Annotated in this window: 12 protein-coding genes; 10 read left to right on the top strand and 2 right to left on the bottom strand. The window is 57.9% G+C overall.

The features are described 5' to 3' along the window. Window positions 1-189: 189 nt before the first annotated feature. Complete coding sequence (locus tag AQ1_RS10775; protein ID WP_042087131.1) at window positions 190-993, bottom strand: acyl-CoA thioesterase; 804 nt, start codon at window positions 991-993, stop codon at window positions 190-192. Window positions 994-1174: 181 nt separating this feature from the next. Here AQ1_RS10775 and AQ1_RS10770 point away from each other — a divergent pair, with 181 nt between their 5' ends. The 7 genes from AQ1_RS10770 to AQ1_RS10745 all read left to right on the top strand — a co-directional run bounded on the left by AQ1_RS10770 (window position 1175) and on the right by AQ1_RS10745 (window position 7505). Then, window positions 1175-2662: an SLC13 family permease gene (locus tag AQ1_RS10770; RefSeq protein WP_081837284.1), complete on the top strand. Its 1488-nt coding sequence runs from the start codon at window positions 1175-1177 to the stop codon at window positions 2660-2662. Window positions 2663-2741: 79 nt separating this feature from the next. Continuing rightward, a complete protein-coding gene (gene dapF / locus AQ1_RS10765) occupies window positions 2742-3602 on the top strand; it encodes a diaminopimelate epimerase (RefSeq protein WP_042087129.1) in 861 nt (286 codons plus the stop codon). Next, a complete protein-coding gene (locus AQ1_RS15505) occupies window positions 3595-3804 on the top strand; it encodes a hypothetical protein (protein WP_462687128.1) in 210 nt (69 codons plus the stop codon). Before dapF ends, AQ1_RS15505 begins: the two co-directional genes overlap by 8 nt. Beyond that, a complete protein-coding gene (gene mtaB, locus AQ1_RS10760) occupies window positions 3755-4936 on the top strand; it encodes a MiaB/RimO family radical SAM methylthiotransferase (protein ID WP_462687127.1) in 1182 nt (393 codons plus the stop codon). Before AQ1_RS15505 ends, mtaB begins: the two co-directional genes overlap by 50 nt. Then, window positions 4933-5907, top strand: a complete 975-nt coding sequence (gene ftsY, locus AQ1_RS10755) for a signal recognition particle-docking protein FtsY (protein ID WP_042087127.1) — start codon at window positions 4933-4935, stop codon at window positions 5905-5907. The genes mtaB and ftsY overlap by 4 nt, the downstream gene beginning before the upstream one ends. Continuing rightward, a complete protein-coding gene (zapE, locus tag AQ1_RS10750) occupies window positions 5904-7121 on the top strand; it encodes a cell division protein ZapE (RefSeq protein ID WP_313981578.1) in 1218 nt (405 codons plus the stop codon). Before ftsY ends, zapE begins: the two co-directional genes overlap by 4 nt. 75 nt (window positions 7122-7196) lie before the next feature. Next, complete coding sequence (locus AQ1_RS10745; RefSeq protein WP_150007214.1) at window positions 7197-7505, top strand: hypothetical protein; 309 nt, start codon at window positions 7197-7199, stop codon at window positions 7503-7505. 438 nt (window positions 7506-7943) lie between these two features. On the opposite strand, the gene AQ1_RS10740 is transcribed toward AQ1_RS10745, so the two are convergent. After that, window positions 7944-9476 (bottom strand): KAP family P-loop NTPase fold protein, encoded by a 1533-nt coding sequence (locus tag AQ1_RS10740; protein ID WP_042087122.1) that lies wholly within the window; start codon window positions 9474-9476, stop codon window positions 7944-7946. 299 nt (window positions 9477-9775) lie between these two features. Between AQ1_RS10740 and mdh the strand changes: the two genes are divergently transcribed. From mdh to sucD, 3 genes are read left to right on the top strand one after another with little or no spacing between them, the layout of a single operon-like run. After that, complete coding sequence (gene mdh / locus AQ1_RS10735; RefSeq protein ID WP_042087119.1) at window positions 9776-10741, top strand: malate dehydrogenase; 966 nt, start codon at window positions 9776-9778, stop codon at window positions 10739-10741. Between the two features lie 45 nt (window positions 10742-10786). Beyond that, the gene (sucC, locus tag AQ1_RS10730; RefSeq protein WP_042087117.1) at window positions 10787-11956 is read left to right on the top strand and encodes an ADP-forming succinate--CoA ligase subunit beta; all 1170 of its coding nucleotides are present in this window, start codon (window positions 10787-10789) and stop codon (window positions 11954-11956) included. Between the two features lie 5 nt (window positions 11957-11961). Continuing rightward, window positions 11962-12837, top strand: a complete 876-nt coding sequence (gene sucD, locus AQ1_RS10725) for a succinate--CoA ligase subunit alpha (RefSeq protein ID WP_042087115.1) — start codon at window positions 11962-11964, stop codon at window positions 12835-12837. Window positions 12838-12856 lie beyond the last annotated feature (19 nt).

The following is a 12856-nucleotide window of genomic DNA, read 5'->3' as shown; positions in this document are numbered from 1 at the left end:
GATAAATCATCCAAAGGGCCCAGCGTTTAAGCCGGGTTTTAAAGCTGTGTGTTCGCCGCCGCCACCATGAAGCACAGTGAAAAAAGAGCCGAACAGGGAGGTCACTAGCCCCTTTCGCCTGCAAAGTCAATGTGCCCCAGTAAAGTCCCAGTAAAGTCCCAGAGAAGTCAATGTGTAATGGGGCGGGCTTCAGCCGAAAATGGCAATGCTCTGTTGGGCTGAAAGGACAGCATCCCCATCGCGCGACCAGGTCATCATCCCCTGGCTGGAATAGCCATCGGCGGCATTTTCAGCCCATGAGCGCATCAAAAACCAGCCATCGCGGGTGATGGGTGCGGGCGTCAATGGGTTGATCTGCCATGTCATGGAACTGACCGGGATCATCGGCCCCTTGCCCATGATGATCGCGGGGGGCAGGGCATCGGCCAAAGCGAGCAGGGAAAAGATCGGGTCCACCCCGCTATCATCGCCCCACAGGCGTTCATCCTTGTGGCGCAACCAGATCAGCATGTCGGCCTGATTGTCAAAGCTTCCCCTGGCCATGCGCAGATCAAAATGCCGGATGAAGGCGGGGGCCCCCTCGATCAGCGGCACGGCGGCGAGGCTTTCGGGGGCGGGCACATCGGGCATCGGCGGCAGGGCCACCGCTTTGGCCGATGGGCGGGCGGCCCCAAAGCAAAAGGCGGTGCGGGTGGCCAAGCCCTGATCCCCCAAAAGATCGACGGATAAAAAGCTCACCGAACGCCCCCGCCGCAGGATTTGTGGGCGGAGGCTGAGAGCCCCCTGCGCTGGGCCGATGAACGCCACCTGTGCCGAACGCAAAGGAAGATCATCCCCCAGCTTGTGCCGCGCGGTGGCATAGCTCAGCGCTGCGGAAAGCCCGCCATAAAGGGTGCGGCCCTGCAGCCAATCATCCGGGGCATCCAGATGCATCACCCCATCCGGGCAGATCGCCCCCGTGGCTGTGGCGAGAAGGGCGGATAGTGCGATCATAAGATGAAGCCTTTTCGTTTTTTTGCGGTGACTCATTATGGCGCACCAAAAGTGAGGGTCGCAATCCTCAGCATCTGGCGGGTTTTTGCAAAGCGCCCTCATGAATGCCCGATGACACAGGCTTGCACCTTTGGCCCGGTCTGTTAGGTTTTTGAAATATCTGAACATCTTTGGGGGTGTCGTGAGCGAAAATCCACAGGCAGACGAGGCGGAAAATACAGGAAATAGCGGAGGGCGGCGCCTTTATCAAAGCATCGGGCTTGTTTTGGGGCCCCTTCTGGCGGCTTTGCTTTTGCTGCTGCCCGCGCCCGCCGGCCTTTCGGCGGATGGCTGGGTGGTGGTGGCTTTGCTGGTGTGGATGGCTTCATGGTGGGCGACCGAAGCCATCCCCGTGCCCGCTACATCGCTTTTGCCACTGGTGGTTCTGCCGCTGTTCGGGGTCACCACGCTGGCCGAAGCCTCGCGTCCTTTTTCCGAGCCAGTGATCTATCTGCTTTTGGGCGGCTTCATCATGGCCATGGCGATGCAGCGCTGGGGGCTGCATCAACGCATCGCGCTCAGCATCGTCGCGCGATCAGGTTCGCATCCGGCCTCCCTTATTTTTGGCTTTATGCTGGCGGCGGCGGTGTTGTCGATGTGGGTATCCAATACCGCCACCACCCTGATGATGCTGCCGATCGGGCTGATGGTGGCCAGCACCGTTCTGGGGCCGCGCGCGGGCGACCATCCTTTTGCGATTGCGCTGGCGCTGGGCATTGCCTGGGGGGCGACCATCGGCGGTTTGGGCACGATCATCGGCACTCCGGCCAATGCTTTTGTGGTGGGTTTCGTGCGCGAGGCACAGGGGCTTGAGATTTCCTTCATCGCATGGATGGCCTTTGGGCTGCCGGTGGTGGCCTTGATGCTGCCTTGTGCATGGTTCGTTTTGACCCGGCTGTGCTTTCGCTTTGATGCCGCAGATGTGCGGGGCGGACGGGCGGTGGTCGAAAACCAATTGGCCGCCTTGGGGGCGATGACCAAAGCGGAAAAGCGCACAGCGGCGGTTTTCCTGCTGGTGGGTTTGGCCTGGGCCCTGCGGTTGTTGCTCAATGAACTGCCGGGGTTTCATTATCTATCGGATATGGGGATTGCCATCATCGGGGCTTTGGCGATGTTTCTCGTCCCCGCCGGGGGTAAGACGGCGCGGGGCACCGCCCTGCTGGATTGGCCCAGCGCCAACCGCCTGCCCTGGGGGGTGATCCTGCTCTTTGGCGGGGGCTTGAGCCTGGCGGCGGCCATCCGCTCGACCGGGCTGGCGGAATATCTGGGGAGCCAGCTTTCGGTTCTGGCATCTTATCCGGTGCTGTTTTTGATCTTCGCGGTGGTGCTGCTGATCATTTTCCTGACCGAACTCACCAGCAACACGGCGGTGGTGGCGGCTTTGGTGCCGGTGCTGGCCTCCATCGCCGATATCAGCGGGCTAGCCCCCATCCTGCTTGCCGCACCCGCAGCCCTCGCCGGGTCCAGCGCTTTCATGCTGCCGGTGGCCACCGCCCCCAATGCCATTGTTTATGCCAGCGGCCAGATCAAAATCCCGGATATGGTGCGGGCCGGGTTCCGGCTCAATCTTCTGGGCACAGTGATCATCACGGGGATTTGCTGGCTGATCGTGCCGCGCCTCTTTGGCTGAGCGGCTTTATGATCCTGCTTTGGCCATGGCCTTTTGGATGCTGGACTCATGCCCCATCGCGGCCATATAAGGCGGCATGATGAGCCAGCAAAAGCCCGATGATCGCCCTTTCCTGAAAATGCACGGATTGGGCAATGATTTTATTCTGTTCGATGCCCGGCACAGCCCGCTGGTGCTCGATCCCGCCACCGTGCGCGCTTTATCGGATCGCCATCAGGGCATTGGCTGCGATCAACTGATCATATTAAGGCCATCGGATAAGGCCGATCTGTTCATGGAAATCCGCAATGCCGATGGCTCGGATGTGGCCGCCTGCGGTAATGCCACCCGCTGTGTGGGGCAGGTTTTGATGGATGAACTGGGGCGGGATGAGGCGATGATCGAAACCCGTGCCGGTCTTCTGCTGGCCCGCCGGGCGGGGGATGCGGTGACCGTTGATATGGGGCAGCCCGGTCTTTCATGGCGCGCTATTCCCCTTGCCCGCGATCTTGATCTTGATGCTTTGCCGATCATTGAAGGCGATCTGTTGCCGCCTTCAGCCCTTTCCATGGGCAATCCGCATCTTCTGTTTTTCAATCCGGCTCCTGAAAAATGGGATGAAAACACCCCGGATGTGGCGGAGATCGGCGCCCGGCTCGAGCATCACCCCGATTTTCCCGAAGGCACCAATGTCTCGTTTGTCACCATCATCGCGCCTGATCATTTAAAGGTCAGAACATGGGAACGGGGCGCGGGCCTCACCCGGGCCTGTGGCACGGCGGCCTGTGCCAGCCTTGTGGGGGCGCATCGCCGGGGCTTTGCGGCCCGGGCGGCCCGGGTGGAGATGCCCGGCGGGCCTTTGCAGATCCATTGGGCCGATGATGATCATGTGCTGATGACCGGGGCGGTGCGCACGGCCTTTCGGGGCACTGTCAATCTTGCGGATATGGCCCATGACTGATCATTCCGGACCCGAAATCATCACCTTTGGCTGTCGGCTCAATGCCTATGAATCCGAAGTTATGCGCGATAATGCCATCGCCGCCGGGCTTGAGGATGTGGTGATTGTCAATAGCTGCGCTGTCACCGCCGAGGCGCCCCCCCGCCGAGGCGATGCGGCAGGCGCGGCAGGCGATCCGCCGGGCCAAAAGGGCGCGGCCTGATGCCCGCTTGATCGTTACCGGCTGCGGGGCGCAGATCGATCCAAAAATGTTTCTCGATATGCCCGATGTGGATCATGTGCTGGGCAATGCCGAAAAAATGCGGCCTAGAAGCTTTGTCGATCTGGCGATGGGCACGGCGGAACGGCTTTTGGTCAATGATATTTTCTCGGTCGGGGAAACAGCGGGGCATCTGATTGATGGCTTCCGTGAAAAGGCGCGGGCCTTCGTGCAGATCCAGAATGGCTGCAATCATCGCTGCACCTTTTGCATCATCCCCTATGGCCGGGGCAATTCCCGCTCGGTTCCCGCCGGTGAGGTGGTTGAACAGATCAAGCGGCTGGTGGATCATGGCTATGGCGAAGTGGTTTTATCGGGTGTGGATATCACAAGCTGGGGCGGCGATCTGCCCGGCACCCCCCCATTGGGGCGGCTGGTGCAGCAGATTTTAAAGCATGTGCCCGATCTGCCGCGTTTGCGCATTTCATCCATCGATTCCATCGAGGTGGATGCCCCCCTGTTCGAGGCAATGATCTCGGAACCCCGCTTGATGCCGCATCTGCATCTCAGCCTGCAGGCGGGTGATAATATGATCTTAAAGCGGATGAAGCGCCGCCATAGCCGGGAAGATGCCATCGCCTTTTGCCAATCCGTGCGCGCCCACCGGCCCGAGATTGTTTTCGGGGCCGATATCATCACCGGCTTTCCTACCGAAAGCGAAGCGATGTTCCAAAATAGCCTGAAGCTGGTGGAAGCGTGCGATCTCACATGGCTGCATGTGTTTCCCTATTCCGAACGGGTTGGCACCCCGGCGGCGCGGATGCCGCAGGTGGATGTGCCGGTGCGGAAGGAACGGGCGGCCCGCCTGCGGGCGCTGGGGGAAGCGCAGGTTGATCGCTATTATGCTGATTGCGTGGGGAAAACCCACATGGTGCTGGTGGAAAAAACCGGCTCCGGCCCGGATGGGCCATGGGCCATGGGCCATTCCGAAGGCTTTGCCCCGGTGCGGATGCAGGGGGATTATGCGGCGGGCGCGATCATGGCTGTGGTGATTGATGGACAAGAGGATGGCGTTCTTCAGGGCCGCGCCCAACAGAGCATAGGGGCGGCTCAACAGATGATGGGGGTTAAATGACCGAGGCCAAAACATCCTGGCTCAAAAGGCTGACCGCAGGCTTGAAGCGCTCTACGGGGGCGATTTCCAGCGGTATCGGGGATATTTTCACCAAAAGGCGGCTGGATGATGCCGCCCTTGAGGAATTGGAAGATCTGCTGATCACCGCCGATCTGGGGGTTTCCGTGGCCGCGAAAGTGGCGGATGATCTGCGCCGCGATCGTTTTGGCAAGGATATCTCCGCCGCCGAGGTGCGCGCAGCGCTGGCCGCGCGGATCAGGCAGATTTTGCAGCCCGTGGCCAGGCCCTTATCCCTTGAAGGCGGGCACAAGCCCCATGTGATTTTGATGGTGGGGGTGAATGGCGCGGGGAAAACCACCACCATCGGCAAGCTGGCCCGGCAATTTCGCGACAATGGCCAATCGGTGATGCTGGCGGCGGGCGATACCTTTCGCGCGGCGGCGATCGAACAATTGCAGATCTGGGGGGAGCGCACCGGCTGCCCGGTGGTGACCACCAAACTGGGGGGCGATCCTGCGGGCCTGGCTTTTGAAGCGATGAGCCGGGCCGAAGCCGAAGGCGCGGATATTCTGCTTATCGATACCGCAGGGCGGCTGCAAAATCGCACGGAACTGATGGATGAACTGGCAAAAATCGTGCGGGTGATCCGAAAAAAAGATGCCAGCGCACCCCATGATACGCTGATCGTGCTTGATGCCAGCACCGGGCAGAATGCCCTCAATCAGGTGCAGGTTTTCAGCGAAGTCGCCGATATCAGCGGCATGATCATGACCAAGCTCGATGGCTCGGCCAAGGGCGGGGTTCTGGTGGCTGTGGCCGAACGCTTTGGCCTGCCCATTCATGCTGTGGGCGTGGGTGAAGCGGTTGATGATCTGCGCCCCTTTGATGCCGATAGCTTTGCCCGCGCGCTGGTGGGCTTATCGGATGAAAGCGATCAGGCCGATCAAATGATCCCGGTGGCCAAGCCGTGAACGATCTGGCTTGGGTTGAAGGCTTGGGCGAAGGCCCCCAGGATGTGTATGACACTTTGCGCGCCCGCAATGAGGTGCGCCCCGATCCCGGCCAGGCCGAGGTGGTGGCGCATCTCGATGCTTTGCACAAGATGCTGATCGGTTTTGATTGCGCCATTCCCGACCGGGGATTCTTGAGCAGGCTGTTTGGCCGCAGGCGAAAGGCCCCCCCGCGCGGGCTTTATCTGTGGGGTGGTGTGGGGCGCGGCAAATCCATGCTGATGGATCTGTTTTTTGCCACCGCGCCGGTCAGGCAAAAGCGCCGGGTGCATTTTCATGAGTTCATGCAAGATGTGCACCGGCGTCTTGATGACTGGCGCAAGATGACCCCGGATGCGCGCAAGGCCCAAGGCTATGACAAAGGCACAGATGGTCAATCCGATGATCCTATTGTGCCCGTTGCCAAAGCTCTGGCGTGCGAGGCTTGCGTTTTGTGTTTTGATGAATTTCATGTGACAGATGTGGCGGATGCGATGATTTTGGGGCGATTGTTCAAGGCCCTGCTCGATGAAGGCACGGTGATCGTTGCCACATCGAACCGCCCCCCTGATGATCTCTATAAGGATGGGCTCAATCGTCAGCTTTTTCTGCCGGTGATCGCCATGCTCAAGGAACGCTTCGATGTCTTGGGGTTGAATGGCCCGACCGATTATCGGCTGGAACGGATGCGCGGCCTTGATACCTGGCTCAGCCCGGTGAATGAAGCGAGCACCATGGCTTTGCGGCGCGTATTTTTTCGTTTGACTGATCGCGATGTGGATAATCCTCAGGATGTGCCCACCGGCACGGTCGAGGTGATGGGGCGCGAGATTTTCGTGCCCAAAGCCTGCAAGGGCGTGGCGGTTTTTTCCTTCAAGCGCCTGTGTGAAAAGCCTTTGGGGGCGGCGGATTATCTGGCGATTGCCCGCAGTTTTCACACCCTCATCATCGTGGCCATTCCGATCATGGGGGCGTCAAAGCGCAATGAGGCCAAGCGGTTCAATACCCTGATCGATATTTTATATGAGCAGAATGTGAAGCTATTGGCCTCGGCCGAGGCACCACCCGAAAAGCTTTATGTGGCTGGCGATGGCGCCTTTGAATTTGAACGCACGGTCTCGCGCCTTCTGGAAATGCAATCTGAAGATTATCTGAAACGTGGGCATGGATCGCTTCAGGCAAGCCGAGCATATTGAAAATCAGGGCATCAGATGTTAAGCTTATGGGCAAAAGATGGCTCTGGATGGCCGCGTCTTAAAAGGATCATTCCGATGACCGCAGTTTCGGATAAAAAATCATCGATGCGTCGGCAGGTCTTGGAAGCGCAGCGCGCGCGCCGTTTGGGGGCTGCGAAGGTTACCCAATCGGCAGCACCCGCCGACCAAGACATGGCGATTGCCACTGCTGCGGGCATTGGCTATCAGCGGATTTTGAAGGTGCGTAATTTTCTTGCCAAAAGCGAGGCTGAGCAGGAAGAAATCCTGAAAGCCATGCGCGAACAGCAAGGAAAGTTTGCCGTTGATTCCTTCAAAAAAGCGGTGGATCATCGGAAAGATTTTCTGGAACGCTTTGCCGATTAAGGGCTGGGTGAGACGTCATCTCGGGCTACAAATATCGTCATTCCCGCCCCTTTCGTCATCCCGGGCGGAGACCCGGGATCCATCTTTCCCACGCTCGGCCCTTCACGGGATGGACCCCGGCTCGGGGGTCGGGGTGATGTTTTTTGATCTCGCGCCAGTTCGCTGCGCTCACGGCTCCGATGGGGCGGCGCAACGGCGCCGGCGCTCAGTCGCGCTGGCTTCTTCTTCTCAACCGCGTCATCCCGCGCCACAAATATCGTCATTCCCGCCCCTTTCGTCATCCCGGGCGGAGACCCGGGATCCATCTTTCCCACGCTCGGTCCTTCACGAGATGGACCCCGGCTCGGGTGCCGGGGTGACGAAATTTATATGAAGTGCTCACAACTTTCGTCATCCCGGGCGCAGACCCGGGATCCACTCTTTCCCACGCTCGGTCCTTCACGGGATGGACCCCGGCTCGGGGGCCGGGGTGACGCGGGGGAGGGGGTCTTCTTTTAATTTAAGGCCTGCAACCGCCGCTCTGCATAACATCTCAAGGCGCTCTAACTCTTTAAAAGCCCTAAAATCATGTAGCCGGATGAGCAAAGATGCAAGGGACGTGCTGGCAAGAAGTCGGCCTGCAAGAAGCGCTTCACGCCAACCCATTTCATCCTGTGTCTCGTTGATTTCTATGGGCGTTGGACTTGCAAGATGCGCCCGTATGTATGGAACCTGAAAAAACGGGTGTTCTTCCGTGTCATTCAATGATTTTATGAGTCCATCTGAAACATGGGCAATATTTTCATAAAGTCCTATGCTGATTTCAGGGTCTCTCTGATCGAAAAATTCGATCCATAAGCGGGGATAGCTTTGGGCAAAGATAAAGGTGGCAAAGGCCGATGCGCGTTTCGTGCCCTCTTTATCGGGATTGATGATCAAATCCATATGCAGCCAACGGACCACGGCCTTCATCTGCCTCAGATTATGTGGGGCCATCCCGTATAAATCCCGGGCATTTTTGATGAAGCGTTCGTGCTTTGGAAAGGCATCGCTCAGTTCCTGCCAGAAGGTTTCTTGCGCCTTTATCAGCAAGCCATGGTTTACTAACAGGCCATCCGGCCCGGATAGATCGACGCTGAAGGGGAAAAATTTTTCCAGATAGCGATTGGCTTTTTCCTGCGCTTGCATCAGCCCATCATCGGCGCTTTGATAATAGATCAGATAGGATTCGGCGATGGCCAGTTCAACCTGATGGCGATCAAGGGCGAAAACAAAGCACACGCCATTTTCCCAAAGCAGGGTTTTGAGGGATTCCAGCAATCGCCGCACCTGATTGGGGGCGCAACGGTCAAGATCGTCGATAAAAATGGTGAGCCGCTTTTTAGGATCGCCGCGCACAGCCTTTTGGGCACAGTCTATCAACGCCTTGAAATCCTGCTTGAACCCCTCGATTTCACTGGCCGGATAATTGAACCGGCTTGGTTCCTGATAGGCTGCCGCCACCGCCCGGCCAAAATCTTCCAGGCCATCGGCGATTTTGCCACTGAAAGGGATGGGCAAACTATCGGCCGCTGTGCGCATGGCCAGCCGGGCGGCGCGCCCCAAGAGCCGGGTTGATAATGTTTTCATCGCGCTGAGGGCAGCATCCTTGGTTTTGGTCAGCTTGCCTCTGGTCGAATTTTCAACTTTCTGCACAAAGCTTGCCGATAATTCCGCCAATAAAGGAACGATCAGGCTTTCTGTGTGCTCATAACGCCAGGGCTCAAACAGCAGCACCGGGTGCTTTTGTTGTTTGCATTGCTCATAAAGCGCTTTCAAAAGCGTGCTCTTGCCCGATCCCCAAGGCCCGTAAATGCCCAAAGAGATCGCCCCGTCTTTATGATCTGGCAGGCACTTCAAGATATTTCGAGCGATTGCCTGATCAGGATAAGCATCGGCATTTGGCGCATCATCCAGATAGGATGGGGCGCTTCGAGCGCTTTGCGCAGTCATGAAGGTCTCCCCTTGATGATGAGCTTTTGGCGTGCGTCTTTTTTATATTTTCTACCAACAAGACCATAGATCCGCCGCACCTGGCTTGAAAGCCTTATGTGGTGAAAGCGGCTACACGGTCCGCTCGCGGAAATGCGACTGACAAACATGCCACATCCTCTTGTGCATGGGGCGAAATCGCGCTAGGAACCCGGCTTGAAAACGCAGTTCAGCGCATGAGGGTGCCCGGCTTTAGGTTGCCCTCTCTCATTCTTGGCGATCCAATTCAGGGATCGCATGATCGAAGGAGCAGGCATCCTATGGCAAAGTCCAAAATCGCACTTATCGGCGGCGGTAATATCGGCGGCACGCTGGCCCATCTCGCCGCTTTGAAAGAATTTGGCGATATCGTTATTTTCGATATCGTTGAAGGTCTGCCGCAAGGAAAGGCGCTGGATCTGGCGCAATCCGGCCCTATCGAGGGCTTTGATGGTGTGTTCAAGGGCACCCAGGATTATAAGGATATCGCAGGCGCCGACGTGGTGATCGTCACCGCCGGTGTGGCTCGCAAGCCGGGCATGAGCCGCGATGATCTTTTGGAAATCAATGTCAAGGTGATGAGGGCGGTGGGTGAAGGGATCAAGGCCCATGCCCCCGATGCCTTTGTGATCTGCATCACCAATCCGCTGGATGTGATGGTTTGGGCCCTGCGTGAAATCACCGGCCTGCCGCATCATAAGGTTGTGGGCATGGCGGGTGTTCTTGATAGCGCCCGCTTCCGCCTGTTCCTGGCGCAGGAATTTGATGTTTCGGTTGAGGATGTGACCGCCTTCGTGCTGGGCGGGCATGGCGATACCATGGCTCCCCTGATCCGCTATTCGACGGTGGCGGGCATTCCGGTTCCCGATCTGATCAAAATGGGTTGGTCGAGCCAGGAAAAGATCGATGCCATCGTTCAGCGCACCCGTGATGGCGGGGCGGAAATCGTCAAGCTTTTGAAAAACGGTTCGGCATTCTATGCCCCGGCTTCTGCGGCCATCGAAATGGCTGATAGCTATTTGAAGGATAAAAAGCGCGTGCTGCCCGCAGCGGCGCATCTCACCGGCCAATATGGGGTGAATGACCTTTATGTGGGTGTGCCGGTGGTGATTGGCGCAGGCGGGGTCGAGCGCGTGGTTGAAGTGCAATTGGCTGATGATGAAAAGGCCATGTTCGATAAATCCGTTGATGCCGTACGCGGCCTTGTTGATGCCGTAAAATCCATCGATCCGGACATCGGCGCCTGAGTGGCTTTGGTATCCGATCCATGCTCCTGACAGGGAAATGACTGCATGAATATTCATGAATATCAGGCGAAAAGCCTTTTAAAGACATATGGCGCGCCTGTTCTGGGCGGCGGCATTGCTTATACGGCGGCGGAAGCCGTTGATGCGGCCAAGGCTTTGGGCGGCCCGGTGTGGGTTGTGAAGGCCCAGATCCATGCCGGTGGTCGTGGTAAGGGCGGCGGTGTGAAGGTGGTGAAATCCATCGATGAGGTGGAAGACGCCGCCCGCAAGATGCTGGGGATGCAGCTCATCACCCATCAGACCGGGCCGGACGGCAAGGAAGTGCGCCGGGTTTATATCGAAGATGGCTGCGCCATCGCCAAAGAACTCTATCTCTCGATTCTGGTGGACCGGGCGAGCGGTCGTCCGGCGATCATCGCCTCTACCGAAGGTGGTATGGATATCGAGGAGGTGGCGGCCAATACGCCGGAAAAAATCCTCACTCTCACCATCGATCCGGCCACGGGCCTGATGCCTTTTCATCAGCGCCGCATCGGCTTCAGCCTTGGGCTGGAAGGCGATGTTCTCAAAAAGGCGATGAAGGTTGTGAAATCCCTTTATCAGGCCTTCATCGATCTGGATGCGAGCCTTCTGGAAGTGAACCCGCTCGTTGTCACCAAAGACAATGATGTGGTGGTGCTGGATGCGAAAATGTCATTCGATGGCAATTCATTGTTTCGTCATGCCGATGTGCGCGAATTGCGCGATGAATCGGAAGAAGACGAAATGGAATTGCGCGCCGCCAAGCATGAGCTGAACTATATTCGCCTTGATGGCAGCATTGGCTGCATGGTGAATGGCGCCGGCCTTGCCATGGCCACCATGGATATCATCAAGCTCAGCGGTGGTTCGCCGGCCAATTTCCTTGATGTGGGCGGTGGTGCGACGAAGGAGCGGGTGACCGAAGCCTTCAAGATCATTTTGTCCGATGAAAATGTCGAGGCCATTCTGGTCAATATTTTCGGGGGCATCATGCGCTGCGATATCATCGCGGAAGGCATTATCACCGCTGCGCGCGAAGTGAACCTGACCGTGCCTTTGGTGGTGCGTCTTGCCGGGACCAATGTGGAACTGGGCAAACAGATGCTGAATGAATCCGGTTTGGCGATTACCGCCGCCGATGATCTTAATGATGCCGCCGTGAAAGCGGTCGCCGCTGCAAAAGGGGAGGCATAAGTCCAATGGCTATCCTCGTTGACAAGAATACCAAGGTTATCTGCCAGGGCTTCACCGGAAGCCAGGGGACCTTTCATTCCGAACAGGCGATTGCCTATGGCACCCATATGGTGGGCGGTGTTACCCCGGGCAAAGGCGGCAGCAAGCATCTGGATCTGCCGGTTTTCGATACGGTACATGATGCCCGGGCCAAAACCGGGGCCAATGCCAGCGCCATTTATGTGCCGCCGCCCTTTGCTGCGGATGCCATTTTAGAAGCCATCGATGCCGGGATCGAATTGATCGTGACCATCACCGAAGGCATTCCGGTGCTGGATATGGTGCGGGTGAAGCGGGCTTTGGCCCATTCCGGCTCGCGCCTTGTGGGCCCCAATTGCCCCGGTGTGATCACCCCCGATGCCTGCAAGATCGGCATCATGCCCGGCCATATCCATCGCCGGGGTTCGGTGGGCATCGTCTCGCGTTCGGGCACCCTCACCTATGAAGCGGTGGCGCAAACCACAGCCGCTGGTTTGGGGCAATCCACCTGTGTGGGGATTGGCGGCGATCCGGTGAATGGCACCAATTTCATCGATGTGCTGGATATGTTTTTGGCCGATGATGAAACGCAATCGATCATCATGATCGGCGAAATTGGTGGCTCTGCCGAAGAAGAAGCGGCAGACTTCCTTGCGCGGGCGAAAATCAGGAAGCCGATCGTTGGTTTCGTGGCGGGCAGAACCGCACCGAAGGGCCGCACCATGGGCCATGCCGGGGCGATTGTTTCGGGTGGCAAGGGCGGTGCTGAAGATAAGATCGAGGCGATGAAGGCAGCCGGGATCGTGGTTGCCGATAGCCCGGCTTCGCTGGGGACGACTTTGGTGGATGTTTTGAAGGGCTAAGCACAGCCTTAAGGAGGCT

Source organism: Iodidimonas nitroreducens (genome assembly GCA_000710935.1).
GTDB lineage: Bacteria > Pseudomonadota > Alphaproteobacteria > Sphingomonadales > Rhodothalassiaceae > Iodidimonas > Iodidimonas nitroreducens.
This window is presented reverse-complemented; position numbering and strand designations above follow the sequence as displayed.

Excerpts from the sequence above, each read along its gene's own strand:
- ftsY (WP_042087127.1), top strand. The coding sequence starts at position 4,933 with ATGACCGAGGCCAAAACATCCTGGCTCAAAAGGCTGACCGCAGGCTTG.
- dapF (WP_042087129.1), top strand. The coding sequence starts at position 2,742 with ATGAGCCAGCAAAAGCCCGATGATCGCCCTTTCCTGAAAATGCACGGA.
- sucC (WP_042087117.1), top strand. The coding sequence starts at position 10,787 with ATGAATATTCATGAATATCAGGCGAAAAGCCTTTTAAAGACATATGGC.
- mdh (WP_042087119.1), top strand. The coding sequence starts at position 9,776 with ATGGCAAAGTCCAAAATCGCACTTATCGGCGGCGGTAATATCGGCGGC.
- AQ1_RS10740 (WP_042087122.1), bottom strand. The coding sequence starts at position 9,476 with ATGACTGCGCAAAGCGCTCGAAGCGCCCCATCCTATCTGGATGATGCG.
- AQ1_RS15505 (WP_462687128.1), top strand. The coding sequence starts at position 3,595 with ATGACTGATCATTCCGGACCCGAAATCATCACCTTTGGCTGTCGGCTC.
- mtaB (WP_462687127.1), top strand. The coding sequence starts at position 3,755 with ATGCGGCAGGCGCGGCAGGCGATCCGCCGGGCCAAAAGGGCGCGGCCT.
- AQ1_RS10745 (WP_150007214.1), top strand. The coding sequence starts at position 7,197 with ATGACCGCAGTTTCGGATAAAAAATCATCGATGCGTCGGCAGGTCTTG.
- AQ1_RS10775 (WP_042087131.1), bottom strand. The coding sequence starts at position 993 with ATGATCGCACTATCCGCCCTTCTCGCCACAGCCACGGGGGCGATCTGC.
- sucD (WP_042087115.1), top strand. The coding sequence starts at position 11,962 with ATGGCTATCCTCGTTGACAAGAATACCAAGGTTATCTGCCAGGGCTTC.